The organism is Actinophytocola gossypii, from assembly GCF_025165815.1.
In the GTDB taxonomy this organism is placed as follows: Bacteria; Actinomycetota; Actinomycetes; order Mycobacteriales; family Pseudonocardiaceae; genus Actinophytocola; species Actinophytocola gossypii.
In genome coordinates this window covers 508160-533411 of record NZ_JAFFZE010000004.1, presented here as the reverse complement: position 1 = coordinate 533411, position 25252 = coordinate 508160, and the positions used below count along the sequence as shown (strand labels likewise).

The window sequence follows — 25252 nt, the reverse complement described above, 5'->3', positions numbered from 1 at the left end:
ACGCCGTGTGCGCGGAGCAGCCACGCTGCCATCCCGATCGCGGCGGGTGTGGCGGCTGTCCAGCGGTAGCTGGTGATCGATCTGACGTGCGCCGCGCGAGGTCGGGGCCATGATCGTGGACCGCCGGGCCCTCCACGGGACGTCTGGCGACGATCATCCTGGCGAGCGTGCTGAAGGCCGTCCAGGGCTTCGGCGCCGGTATGATCCGACCAGCGTCATCGGGGATGGGGAGCACGTTGTCGTTCCAGTACTACCTGTACGTCAGTGACAGCAAGGTCGACATGCTGCTCGCGCAGATGGACGCGGCCTTCACGCGCAAGCGCAGCACCGAGGTGAGCCTGAACCTGAAGCTGTTCGGCGGCAAGCGGGCCACGGAGACATCCCCGGGCGGCGAGCGCACGGCGAAGTTGCAGCGGGTGGTCCGCTACCTGGAAGAGCACGGCGACCTCGGCACCGTCGACGAACCGGGCCAGTTCTTCTGGGGCCTGCTGCCGATGAGCTGGGGACCGTTCCCCGCCGAGCCGACGCTCGTGTACTTCGGTGGGAGCACCGGGCGGACCGTCGTCGGGCTCGGCGGGTCCGGGCACCACATCCTCGGCGGTGGCTCCGCGCCCACCGGCGTGCCGCGGTCGGTGCTGCCGTCGATGCTGGCCGGCCTGCGCGCGAACCCGGGGATCGGCGCGCTGACCGAGGCGATCAAGCACGAAGTCGACGGGGCGCACAAGGGTGCGCTGGCCGCGGTGCTGCGGGCCAACGAAGTCATGCCGGGACCGGAGCAGAACCTCGAGTTCGTCGCCAAGCGGCTGCTGGACGGGCCCGGCCCCACCGCCGACGGCGGGCACGTCGTGCTCGGCACACCGCTGTACGTGGCGCTGGTCGACTAGATGTGGTCCCCGGGGGACGTCGTGCTCGGGGTGTACGAGGTCCGTGACGTCGTCACCACCGGCGGCATGGGCCTGGTGTACCGCGTGTGGCACCGCCAGTGGGCCATGGAGCTCGCGGTCAAGACGCCGCGCCAGGAACTGGTCGCGTCCGCGGCCGACGCCGAACGGTTCGAAGCCGAGGCGGAAACCTGGGTCGGACTCGGCGCGCACCCGCACATCGTCAGCTGCGCCTACGTCCGCCGCGTCGACGGCACGCCCCGGGTGTTCGCCGAGTGGGTCGGCGGGGGCAGCCTGGCCGAGGCCGTCCGCGACCGCGCACTCTACGCCGGCGGTCACCGCCCGGCCCTGCGCCGGATCCTCGACCTGGCGATCCAGACCGCGTGGGGCCTCGGGCACGCGCACGAGCGCGGGGTGGTGCACCAGGACGTCAAGCCGGCCAACATCATGCTCGAAACCGGCGGCGCGGCGAAGGTGACGGACTTCGGTCTCGCCAACCTCACCGGCGGCGAGGGCCTGACGCCGGAGTACTGCTCGCCAGAACAGGCCCGGGGCGAGCGGCTCGGCCCGGCGACGGACGTCTGGTCGTGGGCGGTGAGCGTGTTCGAGATGTTCGCGGGCGGGCCGCCGGCGATGTTCGGGCACGCGGCGGCGGGCGTGTTCGCCCGGTTCCTCGAAGCCGCGCCCGCCGACCCGGTCCTCCCGCCGGTGCCCGCGGCGGTGGCCGACCTGCTGCGACGCTGCTTCGCCGAAGCCCCCGCGGCCCGTCCGGCCGGCTTCGGCGAGCTCGTCGACGAGCTGGCGGAGCTCTACCGCGCCACGACCTTCGAGCCGTACCCGCGGCAGCGGCCGGACGAAGCGCCGCTGCTCGCCGACGCGCTGTCCAACCGCGCGCTCTCCCTGCTGGACCTCGGGCACCCCGAGCAGGCGGACGACCTCTGGGAAGAGGCGCTGCGCGCCGACCCGCACCACCCGCACGCGACCTACAACCGCGGGCTGCGCCGGTGGCGGGCCGGGGCGCGGACCGACCGGCAACTGGTCGCCGAGCTGGACGCGGTGCGGCTGACCGCGGAGGGCGACCGGACCGCCGACCACCTGCTCGCCGCCGTCCACCTCGAGCGCGGGGACAAGGAAGCGGCGCTGCGCCTGCTCGCCGACCTGCCGGACGGTCCGGACACCGCGGCCGCCCGCGCCTTGCCGGACCGGCCGGTGACCGAGGCGCCCGGCCCGGTCCACACCGACCGGGCGCACCCGATCTCGTTGAGCGCTGACGGCCGGGTGGCCGCGGTGACGTCACGAGAACGGGAGGCCGAAGTCTGGTCGCTGGTGGACGGGCGGGTGCGGTGCCGCCTGACCGGCCACGAACACCGCCTGCGCGCGCAATCCCTCAGCGCCGACGGCCGGGTGCTGGCCTCCGCCGATCAGAGCGGGCAGGTGCGGGTTTGGGACACGACGACGGGGGAGTGCACCCGGATCGTCGACCTGCCGGCGAACGCGGTCGCGGCCGTCGCGGTCAGCCCCGACGGGACCGTGGTGGCCGTCGTCGGCACGGACGGGGCCGTGCGGGTGCTGGACGACGTGGCAGACGCGGTGGACGTCGTCGCGGCGGCGGCCCACGAAGGAGGCGGCTACGGCTGGGCGATCGCGGTGACCGCCTACAACGAGCGGCTGGTTGTGTTCGACGGCTACGACTGGTCCATCCAGGTCCTCGCCGCCCGCACCGGCGAACCGCTCTGGCGGGTCGGCGGCCTCCGGCACAGCTGCGCCATCAGCCCCTCCGCCCGGTACGCGCTTTCGGCCACGCACGACGAAAAGATGGCGCTGCTGGACCTGACGACGTTCGACGTCACGGTCCTCGGCGGTTCCCGGCTGTGGAACAACGGCTTCGGCTGGCTCGCGGTCGCCGACGACGGTCGGACCGCGGTGAACACCTTCGACGTCCTGCTCCAGAGCTGGCGGCTCGACGAGGGCCGCTGCACCTTCACCACGACCGTCCACTCCCGCGATCCGATGGACGTCGCCGTGGACGCCGCCGGCCGCACGGCGCTGGTTCTCCTCGGCAGCCGCACCCCGCGCACGGTGCACACCACGGCCGTCGTCCACGTGCCCGAGCCGGGGCCCGCCGCGCCGTGGAGCTACGCCCGCCCGCAGCCGACCGACCGCATCGCCGGGGACGCGCTGGTCGCCGAGGAGAACCTCGAGCTGGCCGCCGAATTCCTCGAAACCGGCCGCGTCACCGACGCCCGGCGGCAGCTGGAGATCGTACGCGCCCTGCCCGCCTACCGGCGGCACCCGCGGCTGCGGACGCTGTGGCGGCGGATCGGCGCGGTCGGCGCGCGGACCGCGTTCGCCGGTGTGTGGCCGTCCCGCCGCTTCGATGCTGTGCTGCACGGCCACTCCGCGCTCACGCGGGACGGGCGCTACGCCTTCGCGGACTTCTTCGGCCGGGAGGCCCGGATCGTCGACCTGCGCACGGGCGATGTGGTGGCGGCAGGGGACCGGCACGAGGTGGACTCCGAATCCGCGACCGCCTGCGCGGACGACCGCCACGTCCTCACCCGCGACGTCGATGGCGCCGAGGTGCTGTGGGACCTCCGGAAGGCCCGGCGAGCCGGTGTGATCGTGCGGGACGACGCGGGAGATCCCGTGTTCAGGGACGAGAACCCCGCTTTCGATTTCGCGCGCCGAAGCGGACTCAGCATCCTGCGCAACCGGGTGACCGGCCGACCGGTGCACGGGTGGTCGGCGCACGAGGACGAGCGGGTGGTGCTGTCCGGCGACGTCGCCGTCCTGGTCGGGGGCCAACGCGCCTTCGTGTTCGACGCCGGGACCTTCGAGGTCGTCCGTGAGGCACGCGTCTTCGCGGAGGTGGGGAAGGTCGCGGCGAGCACCGACGGCCGCGTGCTCGCCGCCGCGCCGGGTTTCTTCGACAGCAGTGGGCAGATCGTGCTCTCGGTCGCGGGGTCGGCCGAAACCGTGGCCACGGTGGCCGACGACCGGGTGGTGTCCCTGGCGTTGTCGGCGGATGGCGAACTCCTGCTCACGGCGTCGCTTCGGCTGCTGCGCCTGTGGCACCTGCCGAGCGGCGACCTGGTCACCGAGGTCGAATGCCGCCAGGACGTCATCGACGTCGAGCTGTCCGCCGACGGGTACGCCGTGGCGGCCATCCTGGGCCACCACGACGTCCAGTGCTGGGAGCTGGACTGGGACCACCGCGCGTAGCCGTGGCTGCACCACACCACTACTGCGTCAAAACCGGGGACGGTTCGTGGCGGTGGCGACGGAGGTATCCGACGGAGGCCGCGCCGAGTAGAGGTGGCCAGAGGGCGGCGAGCAGGTAGCAGGCGGCGCAGAGCCACGCCCAGGCGTCGTAGTCCGTGCCGGCGAACGGGTCGACCTTGTCCCAGGCGATGATCGACATCGTCACGAGCAGAGTGAGCACCAGCGCACCGGCCAAGCCGGCTCCGCCGACGAGCGCCGGTACGAGGCGCCGCAGGCGAGCGGGCAGCCAGCGCGGGGTCACCTTCTTCGGCTCGACCGTGAGGAAGAGCATGCACCCGATGGCTGCGAGCTGCATGACCGACAACAGGACGAGGTACCACGCTCCCGCGCCCGGGATGCTCTGCTCCTCGCGCCAGGCGTCCGGTGTGCCGAGAGTGGCTCCCATGGCCAGCGGGAGTCGCCACAGTGCGGTCGGCAGGGCGACCACCATGCCCGCGTACGCGAACCACGCCACCAGATCCACTGACCTCGACCGGTTGCTCATGGTTCACCGAGCCTAGACCGTGCGGCGGCTCGCTGTGCGAGGCGTTCCAGCCGCAGTTCCGGGAGGGTGTCGAGGGAGTGTCCCAGGAACGCGGCGAGGGCGCCGAGACGCTCGACCTCGTGTGTGACGCGAGTCTGGTGGGGCGTCGCATGTGGCGTCAGTGTCCAGGTAGCGGTCTCGGACAGGAACGGCACAGCCCAGGACATGGCGATCACGTCGGCGTCGATGCGGGTGTAGGTCAGAGTTCCACGGAGTCCTCGGATGACGCCCAGTCGGTACTCGATGCCGGTGGTCGCACGCGCGGGGCCTTCGACCCGCACGAAGGCCGGGTTCCAATCGGGCAGCTCCGGGGCGGCGACCAGTATGTCGTGAATACGCGTCGCGGGGGCGTCGATGACGCGCGATCGCTGGACTCGCCGGCGCCGGTCGGGTGCGTTCACCGGTCACCCTCCGCGATTCGCCTCGCGGTCGCCAGCAGTTCCTCGCGCTCGGCCTGATCGACGTGGTAGCCGTCGACCACCACCGCGTGGATCGACCGGGTGTTGCGGATGTCGTTCATCGGGTCGGCGTCCAGGATCACGAGGTCTGCCACGCGTCCCTTCTCGACCGTTCCGGCCCACTGCTCGCGGCCAAGGAATCTGGCCGGTTCCAGTGTGGCGCACTGGAGAGCACGCATCGGGGTCAGGCCCGCCGCGACGAGCTGTTCGAGTTCGAAATGCAGGCTGAACCCGGGAAAGAGTCCGGGGCCGACCGAGTCCGTGCCGGCGAGCAGCCTGACCCCTGCCTCCGCCATGGCCCCCACGGTCGCGAGGCGCCAGTCGCGCAGTTCGCGGTGCTGGTGGACTTCCTCCTTCGACCGGTGACCCCCGCAGTAGATCTCCGTCCGGAGAAAGTCCCAGGATTCGGGTGTGCTGGGGACCATGTACTCCATCCGTTGATCGTCGAGTCGGATCGACTCTGGACGGTCGATGACGGCGTGAACCGCGAGGGTCGGTGTGTAGGCGACATCCGCGGCGACGAGCCGTTCGAAGATGGACGTCGCCCTCGCGGGGCTGTACGACGCGACGGCCTCCCACTCGATCCGGCTGACCTGCTTGATCCAGCTGCCCAGGTGGAAGTCGGGGGTCGTCCGGATTCGCGACATGGCCGCCTCGAGCCGATCCATGTCCGACGACGCCGCGGGCCAGATGCCACCGAAGAGGTGCTCGAACGACCGCTGTCCTGACTCGATCTGCTCGTGGAAGGGCACATTGTCCGACCGATGGCCGGCGACGGTGATCCCGCGGAGCTGTGCCTCGGCGAGGACGGCCCGGTAGGCCTCCGGCCCCAGTCGGGAGTAGACCTTGACGAAGTCCGCTCCACCGTCGATCGCCTCGGACACCGCGCGACGGGCCTGCTCGGGTGAACCGACCGTGACGATCGGGGAGTCCGGGACGTCGGACCACAAGGCAGGACTGCCGTCGAGTAGAGGGCTGGCGATGGTCATTCGTGGCCCGAGCAGTTCGCCGGACTCGATCATCCGACGGATCTCGTGCAGCCGTGGACGACCCCACATCTCGCGCACCGCGGTCACGCCGTTGGCGACGTACAGGTTTGCGAAGTGGCGAGGGTCGCCGGTCTCGGACTCACTGTGGACGTGCATGTCGGTGAGGCCGGGGATGACGTACTTGCCGCGGACATCGCGGACCACGGCTCCCGGGGGGATCGGGACTTCGTTCGCCGGTCCCACCGCCGTGATCACGCGGTCGATGACGATCACGGTCTGGTGTGGTCTGGGCGGAGTTCCCGTGGCGTCGATCACCGTGGCGCCGACGTAGGCCTGGACCTGCCGGGGTCGAATGTTGTCGTTGGTCATCGAGTCGTCACTCCTCGGCCTTGCTGATCTGCTGGGCGGTCACGTTCCGGAGGGTCAGGCCGGCTCCGATCGCCGCGAGTGCGAGCACGGTTGCTCCGACGATCGCGGCGACGCTGAAACCGTTCGTGTAGGCGTCGAAGGCCTGGTGGAGGAGCCGGTCGGCGACCTCGCTCGGGAGGGCCTTGGCAGTGGCCACGGCTGCTCCGATGGTGTCGGCCGCGGCGGCTCCCGCTTCCTCGGCGCCGGGGACGGGGTCGGCTGTCATGGTGCCGCGGTAGAGGGTTCCGGCGAGGGTGCCCAGGGTGGCGATGCCGAGGGCGCCGCCGAACTCGCTGCTGGTTTCGGCGAGGGCTGATGCCGCTCCGGCCTTCTCGGGTGGGGCGGTGGTGAGCACGAGTGAGGTGACCATGGTCGCGGTCATGCCGACGCCGAGAGTCAGCGTGCTGTACGCGGCGATCAGTAGGCCGACCGGTGAGTCCGGAGTGACCAGGCTGACGGCGGCGAACCCGCCCGCGGCGACCAGGAGTCCAATGGAGACGAGAAGCGCGGGACGGACGGTGCGCGCGAGCAGGGAGGCGACAGCGACGCCGAGGAAGCTCCCAGCGACGGTGGGCAACATCCAGAGCGCGGCGGCGAACGGAGCGAAGCCGAGGACGGTCTGCATGAACGTCGCGGAGAGCAGCCCCATTCCGGCGGTGGCGAAGACGACGATCGCGTTGGCGATGATCGACCCGCTGAACGACGGGCTGGCGAAGAGGTGCACGTCGATCATCGGGCTCGCGGCCGTGCGCTGCCGGACGAGGAAGAGCGCGGCGAAGACGACGCCGACGACGATGGCGGCGACGGATGTCGGGTCGGTGCCGTTCTCGGCCATCTTCTTGATGCCGTAGATGACGGGCAGGATCGCCGCCAGCGACAGGGCGGCGCCGAGCAGGTCGAACCTGCCGGGGTTGGGGTCGCGGGCCTCGCGGATGGTGAGCGGGGCGGCGATGAGCAGCAGGATCATCACGGGGACGTTGATGAGGAACACCGAGCCCCAGTGGAAGTGCTCGAGCAGGAGCCCGCCGATGATGGGGCCGATGGCGATGCCGCCGGTGAATGCTCCGGTCCAGATGCCCACGGCGGTACGGCGTTGGTTCTCGTCGTCGAACATCCCACGGATGAGCGAGAGAGTGGACGGCGCGAGGGTGGCGCCGCCGAGACCGAGAAGGGCGCGGGCCGCGATGAGCATCTCCGCGCTGGAGGCGAAAGCCGCGAGTGTCGACGCCGTCCCGAACGCGACGGCACCGATCAGGAGGAGCTTCCGGCGTCCGATCCGGTCTCCGACGGTGCCCATCGTCATGAGCAGTCCGGCCATCATGAAGCCGTAGATGTCCATGATCCACAGCTGCTGACCGGCGGTGGGGGCGAGGTCGGCGCTGATCCACGGAGAGGCCATGAACAGCACCGAGAGGTCCATCGAGGCCAGGAGTGCGGGGAGGACCAGCACGGCCGTGCCGAGCCAGTCGCGGGTGGTTGCGCGAGAGCGCGTCGTGACCGTCACGAGCCCTAGAATACATACGTCTAATACGTGCGTACAACACGCCCGTATTGATCGCGGGCTAGAGTGGGTGTATGGGACAGCGTCAGGATCTCCTCGCCGGAGCGAAGCGATGCATCGCCGAGAAGGGGTACTCGCGTACGACGGCGCGCGACATCACCGCAGCGTCGGGCGCGAACCTCGCCGCGATCGGCTACCACTTCGGCTCGAAGGAGGCTCTGCTCAACGCTGCGGTCGTGGAGTCGCTCGAGGAGTGGGGCACCGCGATCGAGCAGGCTCGGGGCCATTCGGAAACAGGTGAGCCGCTCGCGCGCCTGGAGCGGTTCCTCGCGGGCTTCCTCGCCGGATCCGTCGAGCAGAGAGCCACGCTCGTGGCGAGCGTGCAGGCATTCGCCGAAGCGGAGTTCGCACCCGACGTGCGTCAACAACTCGCCGAGACCTATGAGCAGAGCCGCCGGAGCATCGCGGCGATGCTGCTCGACATCGACCCCGCCGCCGTCGACGAAGCCGGCCGGCAGCTCGGCTCTCTCGTCCTGGCGGTCATCACCGGCACCGCGTTGCAGTGGCTCATCGAACCGGAGGCGACACCGTCGGCGTCCGCTCTCACCGCCGCGGTGAGAGCGCTGTTCACGACGCAGACCTGACCCGTCCGGCCTGCGAACGGCCCGGTGTCAGCGGCGCCACCGATCAGAAATCCTCCGCCGCGTCGTCGGTTCTGGTGGCACTGTCGCACCGGTGGAAGGACCGATGATCATGACCGACGCGGGCGATACGGCGCGGTTCGCGCTCATCACGGAGCGTCACCGACGTGAGCTGCAGGTGCACTGCTACCGGATGCTCGCGAACTACGAGGACGCCCAGGACATGACGCAGGAGACGCTCCTGCGAGCGTGGAACAAGCGGGATTCGTTCAGGGGCCACGCCACGCTGCGGACCTGGCTGTACCGGATCGCGACGAACGCCTGCCTCGACTTCCTGGACAAGCGCAACGACCGCACCCCCGTACCGTCCGGACTGGCGGACTCCGGCTCCGAGCTGCCGTACCTGCAGCCCTACCCCGACCGGATGCTCCCCGAGGACCCGCAGGAATCGGTGGTGGCGCGGGAGACGATCGAGCTGGCGTTCATCGTCGCCGTCCAGCACCTGCCGCCGCGGCAGCGGGCGGTGTTCGTCCTGCGCGACGTCCTCGGCTGGCCGGCGTCGAAGGCGGCCGACGCCCTCGAGCTGACCGTCGCATCGGTGACCAGCGCGTTGCAGCGGGCGCGCGTGACGATGCGCGAGCGGCTGCCCGACCGCCGCCTCGACTGGCGCAGCCCCGCCACCCACGAGCTGTCGAACGACGAGCGCGGCGTTGTGAGGTCCTACATCGACGCCCACGAGCGCAACGATCTCGACGGGCTGATCTCCCTGCTGCGCGACGACCTGCGCTTCACGATGCTGCCCGGGTCGGGCACCGTGATCAGGACGGCCAAGGACGCGGTGGACGGCTGGCTGTCCGGCGGGCTCTTCCAGCGCGGCCACGACGACTGGCGCGGGATCACCACGACGGTCAACCGCATGCCTGCCGCCGTGCTGTACCTCCGCGCCCCCGACGACCCGGAGTACCGGCTGTTCGCCATCGCGGTCCTGCACATCGCGGACGGGAAGATCGTCGAGCTCACCGGGTTCGACGTCACCGACAAGCCATGGCTGGACCTGCCCCCGACCCTGTGATCACCCGAAGAACATTGTGTCGAACAGCCGAGGTCGTCGCCGGGCGCGAGGTGGGGCTCGATGCCTTCCCCAGCGCCTACGCCACGATCCGGTGGGGGTGGTGGATGAGCTCGGTGAGGGTCGCCAGGTACCGCGCTGCGAGGGCCCCGTCGATGATCCTGTGGTCGGCGGTGAGGGTGTAGCGCAGTCGGCGGCGTTCTTCCGGTCGGCCGTCGACGATCCGTACCTCGCGCCCAACGCCGCCGACCGCGAGGATGGCGCCCTGGGGAGGGTTGATGATGGCGGTGAAGTGCTCGATCCCGTACATGCCGAGGTTGCTGAGGCTGAAAGTTCCGCCGGTCAGGTCAGCGGGCTGGATCTTGCGGGCAGCGGCCTTCTCGGCCAGGGCACGAACGCGGGCGGCGATCGCGCTGACAGCTGCTTGGTCGGCGTCGGTCACGACGGGCATCATGAGCCCGGCCGGCGAGGCGATGGCGACATTGATGTTCACTCGCGAGTGGACGAGCGTCTGGCCGCGTCCTTCGGACGAGTACGACGCGTTGACACCGGGGTGTTCCCGGAGAGCAAGGGCGGCAGCGCGGACGAGGAGGTCGTTGACGCTGATCTTCGTGCCCGTCCCGTCGAGAGCGGCGTTCAGGTCGGCGCGCAGTGCGAGCAGGGCCTCGGCGTCGGCGGAGGCGGTGGCGGTGAAGGTGGGGATGGTGAGGGCGCTCTGGGTGACCCGGGCGGCGATCGCCTGCCGAACCGCATCGAACGGGATCGCCTCGCCGTCCACCGCTGTCGCCTGCGGTGGGTGGTCGGTTGCCAGAGGTGCGCTTGGTGCGCGGCGGGTCGCGTCGTCGAGGTCCGCGCGGACGATCCGGCCGCCCGGACCACTGCCGGTGACGGTGGCCAGGTCGATGCCGCGTTCTCGGGCGAGCTTGCGGACCAGCGGTGTCGCCGCTCGGCGTTCGGGCTTGGCATCGGGTTGGCGCGTGGCGGCGGGGAGGGTGTCCGGGACTTCCTGGCCCAGCTCCGGCCGGTCGTCTTTGGCCGACGGCTTCGGTGGTGCCGGCTCGTCGGTGCCGTCGTCGAGACGGGCGATGGGGGCGCCGATGGCGACGTTCTCGCCTTCGGCGACGAGGATCTCGGCGAGGACGCCGGACTCGTAGGCCTCGTGCTCCATCGTGGCCTTGTCGGTTTCGATCTCGACCAGGACGTCTCCCGGCTCGATGGTGTCGCCGGGCTTCTTGTGCCAGGCGGAGATGGCGCCTTCGGTCATGGTGTCGGACAGGCGCGGCATGAGGATGTCGATCACGGTGAGGTCTCTTCGGCTCAGCGGCGCCGTGCGGTGGCGTCGAGGGTTTCGCGGACAGCGGTGATGGCGTCGTCGGCGGAGGGGAGCGCGGCGGTTTCCAGTGGCTTGGCGTAGGGCAGGGGGACCTCGGCCATCGCGACGCGCCTGACGGGGGCGTCGAGCCAGTCGAACGCACCGTCGGAGATGGTCGCGGCGATCTCCGCGCCGATGCCGTAGGTGAGCCAGTCGTCTTCGAGGACAACGGCGCAGTTGGTCTTCTTCACCGACGCGATCACGGTGTCGCGGTCCAGGGGACGGAGGCTGCGCAGGTCGACGACCTCGACGTCGATGCCGTCGCTCTCGGCGAGCTTCCCGGCGATCTCGAGCGCGACCGCGGCCATCCGGGAGTAGGCGACGACGGTGATGTCGGATCCTTCGCGCGTGACCTTCGCCCTGCCGATCTCGCCGGGCACGTCCTCGTCGGGGACCTCGCCCTTGGTGTTGTAGAGGGAAAGGTTTTCCAGGACGAGCACGGGGTCGTCGTCGCGGATCGCGGCGAGCATGAGCGCCTTGGCGTCGGCGGGGGAGGACGGGGCGACGACCTTCATCCCCGGGACGAAGGCGTAGAAGAGCTCGATGTTCTGCGAGTGGGTGGCGCCGAGCTGCTGGCCGCCACCGCCGGGGGTGCGGATGACCATCGGCACTCGGGCCTGCCCGCCGAACATGCCGTAGATCTTCGCGGCGTGGTTGACGATCTGGTCCAGGGCGAGCAGGGAGAAGTTGATGGTCATGATCTCCACGACCGGGCGCAACCCGACCATCGCCGCGCCGGTCGCCGCGCCGGTGAAGCCCTCTTCGGCGATCGGGGTGTCGCGCACGCGTTTCGGGCCGAACTCGGCGAGGAGCCCCGCGGTGATCTTGTAGGAGCCCTCGAACTGGCCGATCTCCTCGCCGATGAGGAACACGTCCTCATCGCGGAGCATCTCCGAGCGCAGGGCGTCGTTGAGGGCCTGGCGGTAGGTGATCAGGCTCATCGTGCGGCTCCGATCCGCACGGCCCCGGCATCCTCGGCGCCGGGACGCGGCGGCGCGGGGTAGAGGGCCGCGCCGGGCAGCCGGCGGGAGTCGTTCGGGACCGGTGTGGCGTAGGTGTAGTCGAACAACGTCGACACGTCCGGGTGCGGGCTGGCGTCGGCGAACTCGACCGCGCGGGCCACGGCCGACATCGCGTCGGCGTCGATCTCCGCGATGGATTCGTCCGTCAGCAGGCCGCGATCGTGGAGGGTGACGGCGTAGGCGGCGACCGGGTCGGCCGCTTTCAGTGCTGCGGCCTCTTCCTTGGTGCGATACGTGGCGGGGTCGACGACCGAGTGCCCTTTGAGCCGGCCGGACACGGTCTCCAACAGGTACGGCTTGCCGGAACGGGCGCCGGCGAGGGCCGTCCGCGCGGCGTCGTACACGGCCTCGGGGTCGTTGCCGTCCACCCGGGCGGACGCCATCCGATAGGACGCCGCGCGCTTGTGCAGCTCAGGCTCCGCGGAGGACTGCTCGACCGTCGTGCCCATACCGAGGCCGTTGTTGATAACGACGTAGACGATGGGCAGCGACCACAGGGCCGCGATGTTGAGCGACTCGTGGAAGGCCCCGATGTTCGTCGTGCCGTCGCCCATCACGCAGACCACGGCCTCGCGGCCGCCGCGGTAGTCGATCGCCAGCGCGGTTCCGGTCGCCAGGGGGACCTGGCCGCCGACGATGCCGTAACCCCCCATGAACCTGGAGGCGACATCGAACATGTGCATGGAGCCGCCCCAGCCGCGGGAGACCCCGTCGCTGCGCCCGTACAACTCGGCCATCACCCGGCCGGGTTCGATCCCCCGAGCGATCGCGTAGCCGTGCTCTCGGTAGTTCGTGTAGACGTAGTCCGTCTCGTCCAGCGAGGCCATCAACCCCGCCACGGTCGCCTCCTCACCGAGGTTCAGGTGGCAGTACCCACCAACCTTCGCCTCGGTGTAGGCGCGAGCGGCCCGCTCCTCGAATCGGCGGATCAGCACCATCTGCCGGTAGAACCCCAACGCCTCGGCGCTGCTCACGGTCGTGTCCGGCGCGGGTCGTCTCCGTCGGGCCGTGGAGGTCGAGGTGGCACGCGCGGATCGTGCGGCGGCGTTCGGGGGCATGGGATCTCCTTCCGGCCGGGATCCTGGCCGGGCGACAGTGCGACCCATCGGATGGAGGGGCGCCATAATGATACGTTCTACGTCTCATTATATAGGGTGGGGGTAGCCCGTCGTCGACTCCCGAGGAGGCCGCACGCCGTGACCGAGCAGCAAGCCGGCGCCCGCAAGCGTGGACGCCCCACGGAGGTTGAGCGTGCGCAGCGGCGGGACGAAGTCCTGGATGCCGCGGTCCGGCTGTTCGGTGCGGGGGGTTTCCAGCGGGTGTCGCTCGACGACATCGCGTCCGAAGCGCATGTGACCAAACGCACGATCTACAAGTACTTCGGCGACCGCAACGACATCTTCCTCGCCGCCGTCGAGCGACTCAGGCAGCGCACGCTCACCCTGACTCCCGACGACCACCCGTCACTCATCGATCTCGCCGCCAGCATCGTCCACGGGTTGCATTCCGACGAGGCGATCGCCCTGCACCGGCTGATGATCGCGGAAGCACACCGGTTCCCCGAACTCGCCGACCGGTTCTACCGTGACGGCCCTGAGTCCTACATCCGGGCCATCGCGACCGCCCTTCCCGAGGTCGTCGCCGATCGCGCGGAGCACCTGTTCGCCCTGCTCCTGGGCGAGCCGCATCGGCGCCGGCTCCTCGGACTCAGCGCCGCCCCGACGTACGACCAAGCGCGCGCACAGGCGTCAGCGGTCCTGAAAACCATTGGCGCTCTTGATTGATCACGCCGGGATGGACGCACACAGTGTCTTTGCCGCGGCTGTCGCGCCCGGGCGGTCGAGTCGCGCCGTGGCGAACTGCTCACTGAGTAGTGGTTCGCCGAGCCAGATGTCGAATTCGTGGGTCTCCTTGTTCGCGATCTTGCGCGCCAGGGCGACCTTTTCGTGAACAGCGACGATGCGCTTCGGAGATCCCGGCATGTGCCATGATGTCGCTCGGCTCAGGCACGTAGGGGAGTACGTCATGTCCGCTCACATGGAGCAGCTGATCGCCGAGTTCGAGAAGTTCGGTGCCAGGATCCGACAGGCCGAGGCGCGGTTCGCCGGAGTGTCGGACCTGGGGGAGCGGGTCGCGGAGGTGGAGAGCGTCGCGACCTCGCCGGACCGCGGGGTGACCGTGGTGGCCGGCGCCGGGGGGATGGTGACCGACATCCGCCTGGCGCCCGAGGCGCTGCGCCTCGGTTCCGCCGAGTTGTCCGCCACGATCATGGCGACGCTGCGGCAGGCGGTGGCCGGAGCGGCGCGGCAGCAGGCCGGCATCGTGGACGAGGCGTTCGGCGGGGCCTTCAACGTCGACGCCTCCGAGCACGTCCGACAGGCCCAGGCCGCGGCCTTCGGAACCTGGGAGGGCGACCTCGCGTCACAGGACGAGACGTCGTCGCGCCGGCCGCCGGACGCCTCCGGCGACGACGACTTCGACCAGGACACCATCTTCGGGCGCTGACGAGACGGGACGGGACGATGTCAGGCGGATCTCAGGTCGATATCACGGCGCTCTCCGCGTACGGCCGCCAACTCGGTTACTACGAGGACGAGGCGGACAAGTTCGGCAACCTGATCGACGCCGCCGACGTGACCGACGAGGCGTGGGGCGTCGTCGGCGCGTTCGCCAAGCAGGGCTACACGGACCGGCTGGCCGAACTGCGCTCGCTGCTGGACGACATGAGGAACGGTGTCGACGCGCTCGTCACCAAGGTGGACCAGTCGGCTCGGATGTACCAGGGCGTCGAGGACGCCGGCACGATCACGTTCGGCCGGTACGAAGCCCAGATCGAGGCGATGGGAGGCCAGTGACGTGACGGATCCGAAGCCCAGCATCGCCGACGCCCTCGACGTGGAGGGGTACGACGAGAGCACCGGCGCGAACGTCGATCGGGCGCTCGGGCACGTACCCGTCGTCGGCACGGTGTACAAGTCCGGAAAGTCGGTCGCCGAGCACGCGCGGCAAGCGGCACAGGCGGACAACCCGGAGGAGCTGGCGTCCGCCGCAGCCGCGCTGGTCGGTGACGGGGCCGCGTTCGTCGGCGCGGCCGCCGCGGACGTGACCACGTTCGCGATGGATCCGATCGGCTGGCTGGTCGGCCACGGGTTGAACATGCTGCTCGAGTTGGTGCAGCCGCTGCAGGACGCGCTGCACCAGGTCAGTGGGGACGGCCCGGCGATCGGGCACGCCTCGGACAACTTCGTCACGATCGCGCAGGGCTTCGTCGCGCTGGCGGACGACTTCGAGCGGACCGGTGACACCGCGCTCAAGGACTGGATCGACGACGCCGGGAACGCGGCGCGGGAGGCGCTCGGCGACTTCTCGGCCGGCATCCGGGGCATCGGCTCCTCCGCCGGCTCCGTGGCCGAGGTGCTGCGGATGTGGTCGATGGTCATGGTGGTCATCGAAGAGGTGATCAAGGCGATCATGACCGAGCTGGTGTCCTGGCTGATCACCATCTGGCTGCCGGCACTGGCCTCCTCGGTGATCAGCTTCGGCAGCTCCGTCGCGGCCGCGATGACCGCGTCCATCGCGAAGGCCGCCTCCGTGTTCACGAAGGTCACCGGCTACCTCGGCCGGTTCGGGAGACTGCTCGACACCTTCGTGGAGTTCCTGGCGAAGTACTCGACGAAGGTCATGCAGGCGACGAGGAAGTTCCGCATCGGTACGTTCGCCGGCGAGTCGAAGTTCAGCCTCGACGTTCTGGAGAACACGGCGGGCGTCGCGCTCACCCCGAGCAACCGGGCACTGACCACGATGTTCGGCACGTCCGTGGGCGTCACACCGCTGTTGAGCGGTGCCGGGGTCAAGGCCGGGATCGCGGCCGGCAGGAGCGTCTACGGCGAGGGTACCGAGGACATGGGCGTCGGAGGGGGCGAGCCGTGGTTCGACAAGAGCGAGATCGGCGGGGACCGGAGCGCGGAGGAGACCCGGGGCAACCTGGAGATCTAGCGGCCCACGCCGAACAGGCACGCGGCGAGGCCAGGCAACGAGCCGCCCGCGACCTCTTCGAGTCCGAACAGCGCGCACAGGCCAAAATGGACAATTCGATGGTGCGCCCCGGTCATCGCGAGCGCGTCGAGGAAATGCTGCGCGCCCAGTGGCGGGAACCGGTGCTGGTGCTGCGGCTCGACGAGACGGTCGACCTGGGCTTCGCGGTGCCCGGCAGGCGCCTGGACGGCACCGTCAAGGGCAAGCGGTTGGTCCGCCGTTTCTGCTGGAACGTCGTCCGTGGGGTGGGCGGAGCGGTGGCCGTCGTCCTCTCGCTGTTCGCCGCCGGCGGAGCGGGAAACCCGTTCAAACGTGACATCCGTGTGACCGGCCCGGAGAACGCGATGGCGCTGGGCCTGCTGGACAGCGTCAAGCCGGCCAAGGGACCCTGGCTGGCCTGCTCGCCGTCACACCTCGCGGTCGTCGACTCGGGAGCCACCCACCTCGACCCGGCCGACGCCCCGTCACCCCGGATCCTCTGGCACGCCCAGCACGCGGACCGCCCGCGAGTAAGCTTCCGCACCCGCACGCTCACCTGGCCGGACGGCTCGAAGTTCGAGTTCCCGCTGCGCGGGCAGACCGAGGTCCGACACCTGCGGAAGTACCACGAGTTCCCGGACGTCGTCCACTGGCACGGACGGCCCGCCGACTGACCGAACCGGGGCAAGCCGTCGATGTGCCCGAACCGACCCCACGGCCGGGGTCCCGGTGGCGGACAACGGGAGCAGTCCGGTACGGGACCGAGTGCCGCAGCCGACGCGTCGGTCGATGGTTCATCGCTGTCGATCAGGGACGCGGTCCTGGGGTGGACGTTGTTGTTGATGCGGCCGAGTTCCTGCTCGGCTCCGACAGGATCTCGGCGTCGACCTGTCGGACGACGTGCTGTCGGAAGTCGAGAACAGGACGCGTCGCGCGACCAGGAGAAGTTCGTTGACATTCCACGCCGGTCACCGGGCAGCGAACAGCAGGAACACGAGCGCCGCGGCCACGGCCAGCCCGGCCGCGACCTTGATGCCCCGCACGTGCGCGTGCAGGGCATCATCCCAGGTCTCCCCGTCGCCGCTGGCGTAGCGCGTGGTCGGGGTGAGGGCGCGGCCGAGCCCGAAACCGACGCCGGCCGCGATCGCGGTCGCGATGCCGGGCGCGGTCAGCAGCAGCGCGACCACCAGCACGTACGGCACCGTCGACGAGACGTACGTGCGCACCCCGGTCCCCATCTCGAACCCGAACCGCAGCGCGCCGCGAACCACGTCGCGCCGCAGCACGTCCTGGGGCACCTGGCGCGCGTTCTGCGGCAGCGGGAAGGACACCGCTCCCACGTCCCGAAGCACGCCGAGAACGGCGGCCGCGACGACGATCCCGTGTCGCACCGGCTCCGGCACCGGCGTGGCGAGCCCGCTCACCACGAACAGCACGAGTGCGCTCAGCACCGCACCCAGTACCAGACCCGTGTCGAACAGCAGGAGCGCGACGCCCTGCCGTGTCCTACCCCGCCAACCTGACGAGGTCAGCGCGAACGCGCTGTTCCTGGTTCAAACGGAGCCGGACAGCGTGTACCCGGCCAGCCCGCCGAGCACCGCCCACGCCGCGACCGCCCAGCCCGCCAGCACCAGCGCGACCAACGCGGGAACCATGACCAGCGGTGCCACCGGGTGGGTCAGCCCGCGGCGGAGCACCGCTCCCGGCTCGCTCACACCGCGCCGCCGGTCATGGTCCGCCAGGTGACCGGGCCGACGATCCCGTCCGCGGTCAACCGGTTCTGGCGCTGGAAGTCCGTGGTCGCGGCCACCGTCGCGGCACCGAAGACGCCGTCCACGACGAGCCGGTATCCGTAGGCGTTGAGCTGCGCCTGGACGGCGTGCACGTGCTCGCCGGAGTCGCCGCGGCGGGCGGTGGCCGCCAGGGACGGCCAGGTGTCGGCGGACACCTCGCCGGAGACCGGGAGCCCGCTCCCGGTCTGGAAGTCCCGGACCGCCTGTGCCGTCGCCGGGCCGTACACCCCGTCGGGCTCGGTCGGAAATCCGTGGTGGGTGACCAGGTACTGGATCGCGGTGACGGTGGCGCCCCGGTCGCCGGCGGCGACGGTCGGCCAGTTCACCGTCGACGGGCAGCCGCACTCGGTCGTCCACCGGCAGATCGAGTTGACCCAGCCGGAGCCGGTCCTGCGGTAGCCGTCGTGGCAGCGCCGCTCGATGTGGCAGGAGCACGCCCCGCACGCCTGGTCGTAGCGCCACATCCAGCCGTCGTAGCTGCCGGACAGGCACGCGTTGGGCCGCAGCCGCCACGTCACCTGGTCGTCCTTGTGGAAACCGGTGTTCTCCCCGGAGGTGACGCACGCGTCGGCGAAGACCGTGCTTGGCCCGCAGCCCGGCGAGCAGTCGTGGTCCGAGGCGTAGGACGGGCACCGCGGGTAGATGTCGTAGCCGTCGGCGACCGCCCGGCGCACTGACGGGAACACGCCGCCGAGCAGGGTCAGGCCCGCCACGCCGCCGGCGCGCAGCACGGCTCGCCTCGTCGGCGCCCAGCCCGCCCAGTGCGGCTTCCTGGTGCGGGACCGGGGTTCGACGGGCATGCCGGGGTCGGTGCCGCGCAGCGGCGGCACTCCGGTGGACAGATCGCTGGTCACGGGACCTCCATCACGCTGACGGGAGCGAGCAGTTCGCGGACGGCCGCCCTCGAGCCGACCGGGGCGGCGGCGGTGATCCGGCCGTCCTGGCCGACCAGGACCGCGAAGGGGGTGGCCAGCGCGCCATAGGTGGCGAACAGGTGGGCGCGGTCGCCGAGGGCCACCACTTCGGGCGGTGTCTCGGGCGCCGGTCCCTCGTAGAGCGCGAGCACGGGCAGCCGGCCCGTCACCACCTCGACGGTCTCCGCCAGCGCCTCGACACACGTGTGGCACGTCGCGCGCAGGAACAGCAGCACGGCGGGCGCGTCGGCGGGCAGCGCGTCGAGGTCGGCCCGGTCCCCGGTCCTGAGCCCGGCGGCGACCGGCCGTGCGCCCGTGCCGGCGGACAGCGCGTGCACCTGGCGGACCAGCCCGGCGACCACGAAGGCCAGCAGCAACAGGGCCACCCACGTGACGATCAACGCGCTGGTCGTGAAGCTCACCGTTCCGCCTCCTCGGAATTGTGCTGGGTCATGGCGGCGGGCAGGTGCCAGAGCAGGACCGCGATCGTGACCGCGGCGAGCAGGACCAACACCAGCCGGGAGTCGAACCGGGTCAGCGGTAGCACCGCGGCGTGCGCCGCCGATGCGACCGCCGCCAGCGCGGCGAGGACGACCGCGCGACCCACCACCCAGTGGTTCATCGGCACCTCGGCCCCGCCGCAGCCGCACGGCCCGCCACGACCGCTCGCGGTGACGTGCCAGGCGTAGCCGCCGTACGCGGCGAAGAGCACCGCGGCGCCCGCGAGCACGATCGGGGACGGCGCGAGGAGCAGTAGCACGGCGAGCCCGGCCTCCGCGGCCGTCACCGCGACGGCCACCGGGCGGACCGCGCGGCCCGGCACGACGCGGTGCGCGGTCATCGCGGCGGGCAGCACGCGGGGCGCCGTGAGCCGTTCGGCCACCGCGATCACGAGCACGACCAGGACCACGTTGGCCGCGACGCTGACCGGGAACACCATCTCACCGGTCGCCGAGCAGGCGGGTGTCGAGCCGGTCCACGAGTTCGGGCACCCGCGCGAGATCGGTGTCGGCGAGCGGGAGCACGGTCGTCCACGTGTCGGCACCGGCGAGCACGAAGTACGGATCGCCGTTGGACAGGCGGTCGGAGAACAGCTCGCCGGAACGGGTCGCCCTGCCCTTCCAGCCCGGCAGCCGCGTCGCCTGCGGAGACGAGGGCACGGTCAGCTCCAGCAGGCCGAGCGACGGCACCTCCTTGACCACCGCCGCCGGGGAGACCAGGGCGCTGCCGGCGGTGGGGCGCAGGGCGATCCCGTCGTCGTGCTCGACGATGCCCAGGGTGTCCAGCACCTCGACGGCCGTGGTGGTGGACGCGCCGTAGAAGTGGATGATCAGGCAGTGTCGCCGCCCGCGCCACACGGCGACCATGATGTCCTCGGCGATCCGCGAACCCGGTTCGACGCGGTGGGTGCGGCCGATGAGCAGGGTGCCGCCGGCGAACCGCAGGTTCTCGTCGAACCCGGACACGCCGAGTGCCGAGGCCACTTCCTCTGCGAGCCCACTCACCCCCGCGACCAGCTCGTACATCCGGCCGCGCACGGTCACCCGCACCGAGGACGTGCCCGGGTACCCGAGGTCGAGTGACCCGCTGAGCTCGTACCGCCGCCCGTCCAGCGCCCGGTGCACCACGGAGGTCGTCACAGCACCCCCCGGCACGGTGTTGGGTACTCATTGACCATGAGTGGATACATAACGTAAATGTATTACGTGAAGTCCGGTGGGGAAATAGGCCGTTTCCCCCACCGCGTACCTGCTGCCAGATCACGACGAAGGTCTGGTGGCGGACCCGTACTCAGGTCAGGGGAGTGGAATGCGGCGCGACGACGACACCGGTAGCGATCCGAACCTGTCGGCGCGGGGGGTGAGCCGGGCGACGTTCCTCAAGGGCGCCGCCGGGTTGGCGCTCGGCGCGAGCGGCCTGGTCGCCGGTATGGGCGGTGCCTCGGCCAGCACCTCGCCCGGTGCCCGCGCCGGCCACGTCAAGGACCTCACCGGCGAGGAGACCGCCCGGTTCGGCTTCCGCGGCACCGATCTCGGCTTCACCGCGCGCACCAACCACGGCTACTGCATCACTCTCTTCGGGGACACGTTCGACCAGCCGGTGCCGCAGAACAGCACCGGCTGGCGGTCCCCGGTCGGGCTGCGGCAGTCGAACGCGGACATCCACACCGGGATCCGCTGGGACAACTGCATCGGTGGCGCCCGCGCGAAGCAGATGATCGACTACCACCACGCCGATCCCCACGTGGCGCGGAACGAGCCGGGCCAGGTGGTCACCGAGATCCCCAACGACCTGATCCACCTGCCGGACGGCCGCTACCTGATGACCACGTTCGGCGTACGCGACTGGGCCATCCCGGACCAGGGCGGGATCCCGAGCCCGGGTGGCAGCTGGCGCACCTGGTACTCCCGCCAGTGGACCTCGACCGACACGCACGCCGAGCACTGGCAACGCACCTGGAACCTGGAGACGAACCGGGAGAACATGGACTTCTGGAACCAGGGCCTCTGGTCGCACTTCCAGAACAACGCCATGATCATGTGGCCGGGCGAGGACTGGGTCTACATCTACGGCACCAACGAGGGCCGGTGGAACGGCGGCGGCATCCACCTCATGCGGGTGCACTGGAACAGGATGTGGGAGCCGAGCCAGTACCAGTTCTGGGGCGCGGACGGCGGCGGGCGCTGGGACTGGCGGCCGGGTGGCCCGTCGACGCCGATCATCGGCGCGCCGAGCCCGTCCGAGGCGATCGGTGAGATCGCGGCCGAGGTCATCGAGGGGCGCGTCGTGCTGTCGTTCCTCAACGGTGGACGCGGAGCGGTCACCCAGACGGCGCCGTACCCGACCGGCCTGTGGTCGGCGCCGAGGACCCACGTGACCTGGTCCCAGGCGCCGTATCTCTACGCGCCGGTGGTGCACCCGTACTCGACGCTGGGCAACGCCCAACTGCTTGTCTCCCAGTGGATCAACCCGGGTCCCGACTCGACGTTCTACGGCGTGCGCCAGTGGTCCGGCTCGGTCCGAGGCGGTGTCACCGCCGCGGGAGCGATCGCCGAGAAGCTCGTGGTGACCGAGGACGAACCGGCACTTCCCGGACATCGGGGCCCGGTTTCCCCGCAGTGGCAACGGCTTCCGGTGAAGGAGCAGATCGCGGTACTCGCCGACAACTGCGACGACCGGGTGAGCCGCGCCGACATCGCCGACGTGACCGTGACCGTCCACGCGGCGAAGCCACTCAACGGCTGACCCGGCTCAGTCGCCGCGGCGCATCGTGCGGGTGCCGTCGTCGTGGCGGCGGGTGACCCCGTTCGCGTCGAGGTGTTCCAGCAGCGGCACCGCGACCCGGCGGGTGGTGCCCAGCGCGCGCCGGGCGTCGCCGACCGTGAACGGCGACGGCAGCGCGGCGAGAACCTCGGCGGCGCGCGCCGGCGCGTCCGGCGCGAGGACCACGGAGCCCGTCAGCCGAACCAGCCTGCCGGCGCGCTCGGCGGCCGCCAGCTCGCGCGGGCCGAGTCCCAGCTCGGCGAGGTACGCGGATTCCGGCGCGCCGAACGGTTCCGCCGCGAGCCGGGTCTCGACCTCCGCGAGCGGCCGCGCCACCGTCTCCGGCAACGACGGCCCGCTGTCCCCGGCCCAGACAAGCCCGTTGTGGACGGTCAGCTCCGTCTCGGCGAGCGCGGCGAGCAGGACCGGTCGCGGCACGCCGACCTCGCGGCGCAGCACCTCGACCGGCATTCCGGCCGCGACCGGGTCGGCCGCCGACCATGCGGTGAACCGCGCGGTGATCCGGCCCGGCAGGTCGCGGTGCAGCGCCTCGTCGACCACCCAGTCGCCGATCCGGATCCCGGTCGGGGACCACCCGAGCACGCGCAGGTCGGCTGCGCGCACCGCGCCGTGTCGCCGGACGTGCGCACGGGCCGCCGCCGCCAGCTCCTCGGCTCGTGTTCGCGCCGCGCCGCGCCCGGTGAGCGGTGGCGGGCAGGGGTCGACGATCTCGACGCCGTCGGGGATCCGGTGCTCGCCGGGGTCCCGCAGCAGGCCGGTGTCGCCGGCCCGCAACGGCAGCCCGGCGGCGAGCGAGAGGCGGGCGCTGTCCGTCCCGAGTGGACGAACCCGGCACGGCGTCGCCGCCGCGCCGACGTGGAGCACCAGCGTGCGATGGAGGTCGGCGGCGGCGTCGCCGCGCAGCCGGACGTCCACCTCGCGGGTGAGCCGCCACGCCGACGGGGTCAGCAGCGCGTCACCGCGCCGCACGTGGCGCCGGTCGACACCGCGCAGGTTCACCGCGACGCGTGCCACGGCCCGCACCTCGTCGTGGGGCCGACCGAGTGCCTGCAGCCCGCGCACCGACACCCGTCGGCCGGCGAGCACGAGCTCGTCACCGACGCGGATCGTGCCCGCCCCAAGCGTGCCGGTCACCACCGTGCCCGCGCCCCGGATGGTGAACGCGCGGTCGACCCACAGTCGCACGTCCGCGGTGGTGTCCGGGACGGGGAGCTCGGCGGCCAGCGCCAGCAGCGCGGCACGCAGCTCCGGCAACCCGACGCCGGTCCGCCCGCTCACCGCCACCGCGCGCACCCCGGCCAGCCCGCCCTCGGCGAACCGTTCCCCGGCCACCGCGGTGGCGGCCGCCGGATCGGCGCGGTCGCACTTGGTCACGACCAGCAGGCCGTGCCGCACCCCGAACGCCTCGAGCGCGGCGAGGTGCTCGGTCGACTGGGCCTGCCAGCCCTCGTCCGCGGCGACCACGAACATCACGGCGGGTGCGGGCCCGGTTCCGGCGAGCATGTTCGGCACGAACCGCTCGTGGCCCGGCACGTCGACGAACGCCAGCTCCTCGCCGGCCAGCGCCGTCCAGGCGAACCCGAGGTCGACGGTCAGCCCGCGACGGCGCTCCTCGGCGAGCCGGTCGGGTTCCATTCCGGTCAGTGCCCGTACCAGGGTGGACTTGCCGTGGTCGACATGCCCCGCGGTGGCGATCACGTGCACCGCGCCACCGCCTCCAGCAGCCGTCCGTCGTCCTCCGGCGGCACGGTCCGCAGGTCGAGCAGGCACCGGCCGCGCTCCACCCGCCCGACGACCGGCGGGTCGGCCGTACGGAGCCGCTCGGCGTGCCGGGCGGGCAGGCACAGCGCGGCGCTCGGCAGCTCGACGCCGGGCGCTCCGCCGCCGCCGACCACCGCGACGGAGTCCACCGCCGTCACCTCGACCCCGCGGCGGCCGAGCTCCTCGGCGAGCCGCGTCGCACGGGTTCGCAGCGCGGCGAGGTCCGCGTGGATGGCCCGCCGGACCGGCGGCACCGGCCCGCGCAACGTCGCCTCGAGCGCGGCCAGGGTGAGCTTGTCGACGCGCAGCGCGCGGGCGGTCGGGTGTCGGCGAAGCAGTTCGACGAGGTCACGCCGCCCGAACAACAGCCCGGCCTGCGGACCGCCGAGCAGCTTGTCGGCGCTCGCGGTCACGAGCGCGGCGCCCGCTCGCAGCGCGGTGGTCGCGTCCGGCTCATCCGGCAGCAGCGGGTCCGGGCGGAGCAGGCCCGAGCCGATGTCGGCGACGACCGGCACGCCGAGCGTGGCCAGCTCCGCGATGCCCGCCGCCGCGGTGAACCCGGTGACCAGGAAGTTCGACGGGTGCACCTTCAGCACGAACCCGGTGTCCGGACCGACCGCCGCGGCGTAGTCGGCGGCCGTCGTGCGGTTGGTCGTGCCCACCTCCCGCAGCCGTGCCCCCGTCGCGGCGAGCAGCTCGGGGATGCGGAACCCGTCGCCGATCTCGACCAGCTCGCCCCGGCTCAGCACGATCTCCCGGCCGTCGGCGAGCGCGAGCGCGCACAGCAGCAGTGCGGCGGCGTTGTTGTTGACCACGTGCACCGCCTCGGCGTCCGGCACCACGTCGGCCAGGGCGGCGAGCGTGCCGCGCCCCCGGCGGGCCCGTTGCCCGGTCGCCAGGTCGAACTCCACGTCCGTGTTGCCGCCGGCGGCGCGCACGGCGTCGAGGGCGCTGGCCGACAGCGGCGCGCGGCCGAGGTTCGTGTGCACGACGACACCGGTCGCGTTGAGCACCGGCCGTAGGGTCGACGCCGTCGGGGGCAGGGTGGCGATCGCGTGCTCGACGATCGCGTCGACGCCGATCTCGCCGGCGCGGGCCCGGTTCTGCGCGGCCACGACGGCGGCCTTCACGAGCGCCTGCCCGAGTACCCGCGCGGCGTCGGCGAGCGGGGGTTCGGCGAGCAGGAGATCGGTGCGCGGGATGTGCCGCCGCGGATCACCCACGCCGGCACATCCCCGCCCCCACGCGGAGGCGAACGGGAATCGAACCCGCCAACGACGGTGTCCGCCGTTCAACGGTGTTGAAGACCGCGCCGGTCACCAGGCCGGAAGCGCCTCCC

The 25252-nt window shown here is 71.5% G+C and carries 26 protein-coding genes and 1 tRNA gene; 10 read left to right on the top strand and 17 right to left on the bottom strand.

The features are described from left to right. Nucleotides 1-224: 224 nt before the first annotated feature. A complete protein-coding gene (locus JT362_RS03775; protein ID WP_260189585.1) occupies nt 225-884 on the top strand; it encodes a DUF7019 family protein in 660 nt (219 codons plus the stop codon). Beyond that, the gene (locus JT362_RS03770) at nt 885-4103 is read left to right on the top strand and encodes a protein kinase domain-containing protein (protein WP_260189584.1); all 3219 of its coding nucleotides are present in this window, start codon (nt 885-887) and stop codon (nt 4101-4103) included. 19 nt (nt 4104-4122) lie between these two features. Here the strand turns inward: JT362_RS03770 and JT362_RS03765 are convergent, their stop codons facing one another. From JT362_RS03765 to JT362_RS03750, 4 genes are read right to left on the bottom strand one after another with little or no spacing between them, the layout of a single operon-like run. Further along, complete coding sequence (locus JT362_RS03765; protein ID WP_260189583.1) at nt 4123-4647, bottom strand: hypothetical protein; 525 nt, start codon at nt 4645-4647, stop codon at nt 4123-4125. Beyond that, entirely contained in the window at nt 4644-5087 is a 444-nt protein-coding gene (locus JT362_RS03760; RefSeq protein WP_260189582.1) for an SRPBCC family protein, read from the bottom strand. Before JT362_RS03760 ends, JT362_RS03765 begins: the two co-directional genes overlap by 4 nt. Further along, nucleotides 5084-6502: an amidohydrolase family protein gene (locus JT362_RS03755; protein ID WP_260189581.1), complete on the bottom strand. Its 1419-nt coding sequence runs from the start codon at nt 6500-6502 to the stop codon at nt 5084-5086. Before JT362_RS03755 ends, JT362_RS03760 begins: the two co-directional genes overlap by 4 nt. Nucleotides 6503-6509: 7 nt before the next feature. Further along, complete coding sequence (locus JT362_RS03750) at nt 6510-8045, bottom strand: MFS transporter (protein WP_260189580.1); 1536 nt, start codon at nt 8043-8045, stop codon at nt 6510-6512. 71 nt (nt 8046-8116) lie between these two features. On the opposite strand from JT362_RS03750, the gene JT362_RS03745 reads away from it, so the two are divergent. After that, nucleotides 8117-8686, top strand: a complete 570-nt coding sequence (locus tag JT362_RS03745) for a TetR/AcrR family transcriptional regulator (protein ID WP_260189579.1) — start codon at nt 8117-8119, stop codon at nt 8684-8686. Nucleotides 8687-8795: 109 nt separating this feature from the next. Beyond that, nucleotides 8796-9755: an RNA polymerase subunit sigma-70 gene (locus tag JT362_RS03740; protein WP_260189578.1), complete on the top strand. Its 960-nt coding sequence runs from the start codon at nt 8796-8798 to the stop codon at nt 9753-9755. A 76-nt stretch (nt 9756-9831) separates the two neighbouring features. Here JT362_RS03740 and JT362_RS03735 read toward each other — a convergent pair whose 3' ends face one another. From JT362_RS03735 to pdhA, 3 genes are read right to left on the bottom strand one after another with little or no spacing between them, the layout of a single operon-like run. Further along, on the bottom strand, nt 9832-11052 hold the full coding sequence (locus JT362_RS03735; protein WP_260189577.1) for a dihydrolipoamide acetyltransferase family protein: 1221 nt from the start codon (nt 11050-11052) through the stop codon (nt 9832-9834). Nucleotides 11053-11069: 17 nt separating this feature from the next. After that, on the bottom strand, nt 11070-12065 hold the full coding sequence (locus JT362_RS03730) for an alpha-ketoacid dehydrogenase subunit beta (RefSeq protein WP_260189576.1): 996 nt from the start codon (nt 12063-12065) through the stop codon (nt 11070-11072). Continuing rightward, nucleotides 12062-13120 (bottom strand): pyruvate dehydrogenase (acetyl-transferring) E1 component subunit alpha, encoded by a 1059-nt coding sequence (pdhA, locus tag JT362_RS03725; protein WP_260189575.1) that lies wholly within the window; start codon nt 13118-13120, stop codon nt 12062-12064. The genes JT362_RS03730 and pdhA overlap by 4 nt, the downstream gene beginning before the upstream one ends. Before the next feature lie 222 nt (nt 13121-13342). On the opposite strand from pdhA, the gene JT362_RS03720 reads away from it, so the two are divergent. Next, nucleotides 13343-13930 carry a TetR/AcrR family transcriptional regulator gene (locus JT362_RS03720; RefSeq protein ID WP_260189574.1) on the top strand — a complete coding sequence of 196 codons (588 nt, stop codon included), beginning with the start codon at nt 13343-13345 and terminating at the stop codon, nt 13928-13930. On the opposite strand, the gene JT362_RS03715 is transcribed toward JT362_RS03720, so the two are convergent. Next, nucleotides 13931-14128: a hypothetical protein gene (locus tag JT362_RS03715; protein WP_260189573.1), complete on the bottom strand. Its 198-nt coding sequence runs from the start codon at nt 14126-14128 to the stop codon at nt 13931-13933. A 43-nt stretch (nt 14129-14171) separates the two neighbouring features. Here JT362_RS03715 and JT362_RS03710 point away from each other — a divergent pair, with 43 nt between their 5' ends. From JT362_RS03710 to JT362_RS03695, 4 genes are all read left to right on the top strand, one after another. Beyond that, nucleotides 14172-14651, top strand: coding sequence for a YbaB/EbfC family nucleoid-associated protein (locus JT362_RS03710; RefSeq protein ID WP_260189572.1), 480 nt, complete (start codon nt 14172-14174; stop codon nt 14649-14651). Nucleotides 14652-14668: 17 nt separating this feature from the next. Further along, nucleotides 14669-15001, top strand: a complete 333-nt coding sequence (locus JT362_RS03705; protein WP_260189571.1) for a hypothetical protein — start codon at nt 14669-14671, stop codon at nt 14999-15001. 1 nt (nt 15002) lies between these two features. Further along, a complete protein-coding gene (locus JT362_RS03700) occupies nt 15003-16142 on the top strand; it encodes a hypothetical protein (protein WP_260189570.1) in 1140 nt (379 codons plus the stop codon). 98 nt (nt 16143-16240) lie between these two features. Beyond that, nucleotides 16241-16834 (top strand): hypothetical protein, encoded by a 594-nt coding sequence (locus tag JT362_RS03695; RefSeq protein WP_260189569.1) that lies wholly within the window; start codon nt 16241-16243, stop codon nt 16832-16834. Between the two features lie 294 nt (nt 16835-17128). Here JT362_RS03695 and JT362_RS03690 read toward each other — a convergent pair whose 3' ends face one another. From JT362_RS03690 to JT362_RS03665, 6 genes are all read right to left on the bottom strand, one after another. After that, the gene (locus JT362_RS03690; protein ID WP_260189568.1) at nt 17129-17611 is read right to left on the bottom strand and encodes a hypothetical protein; all 483 of its coding nucleotides are present in this window, start codon (nt 17609-17611) and stop codon (nt 17129-17131) included. A gap of 102 nt (nt 17612-17713) precedes the next feature. Beyond that, the gene (locus JT362_RS03685) at nt 17714-17875 is read right to left on the bottom strand and encodes a hypothetical protein (RefSeq protein WP_260189567.1); all 162 of its coding nucleotides are present in this window, start codon (nt 17873-17875) and stop codon (nt 17714-17716) included. After that, nucleotides 17872-18807 (bottom strand): peptidoglycan-binding domain-containing protein, encoded by a 936-nt coding sequence (locus tag JT362_RS03680; RefSeq protein WP_260189566.1) that lies wholly within the window; start codon nt 18805-18807, stop codon nt 17872-17874. The genes JT362_RS03685 and JT362_RS03680 overlap by 4 nt, the downstream gene beginning before the upstream one ends. After that, nucleotides 18804-19289, bottom strand: coding sequence for a hypothetical protein (locus JT362_RS03675; RefSeq protein WP_260189565.1), 486 nt, complete (start codon nt 19287-19289; stop codon nt 18804-18806). Before JT362_RS03675 ends, JT362_RS03680 begins: the two co-directional genes overlap by 4 nt. After that, a complete protein-coding gene (locus tag JT362_RS03670; protein ID WP_260189564.1) occupies nt 19286-19807 on the bottom strand; it encodes a MauE/DoxX family redox-associated membrane protein in 522 nt (173 codons plus the stop codon). The genes JT362_RS03675 and JT362_RS03670 overlap by 4 nt, the downstream gene beginning before the upstream one ends. Before the next feature lies 1 nt (nt 19808). Beyond that, nucleotides 19809-20507: a hypothetical protein gene (locus JT362_RS03665; protein ID WP_260189563.1), complete on the bottom strand. Its 699-nt coding sequence runs from the start codon at nt 20505-20507 to the stop codon at nt 19809-19811. 169 nt (nt 20508-20676) lie between these two features. On the opposite strand from JT362_RS03665, the gene JT362_RS03660 reads away from it, so the two are divergent. Then, nucleotides 20677-22113 (top strand): glycoside hydrolase family 183 protein, encoded by a 1437-nt coding sequence (locus JT362_RS03660; protein WP_260189562.1) that lies wholly within the window; start codon nt 20677-20679, stop codon nt 22111-22113. A gap of 6 nt (nt 22114-22119) precedes the next feature. Here JT362_RS03660 and selB read toward each other — a convergent pair whose 3' ends face one another. From selB to JT362_RS03645, 3 genes are all read right to left on the bottom strand, one after another. Then, the gene (selB, locus tag JT362_RS03655) at nt 22120-23856 is read right to left on the bottom strand and encodes a selenocysteine-specific translation elongation factor (protein ID WP_260189561.1); all 1737 of its coding nucleotides are present in this window, start codon (nt 23854-23856) and stop codon (nt 22120-22122) included. Further along, nucleotides 23847-25136, bottom strand: a complete 1290-nt coding sequence (gene selA / locus JT362_RS03650; protein WP_260189560.1) for an L-seryl-tRNA(Sec) selenium transferase — start codon at nt 25134-25136, stop codon at nt 23847-23849. The genes selB and selA overlap by 10 nt, the downstream gene beginning before the upstream one ends. A gap of 22 nt (nt 25137-25158) precedes the next feature. Further along, a tRNA-Sec gene (locus tag JT362_RS03645) sits at nt 25159-25251 on the bottom strand. Between the last annotated feature and the right edge of the window lies 1 nt (nt 25252).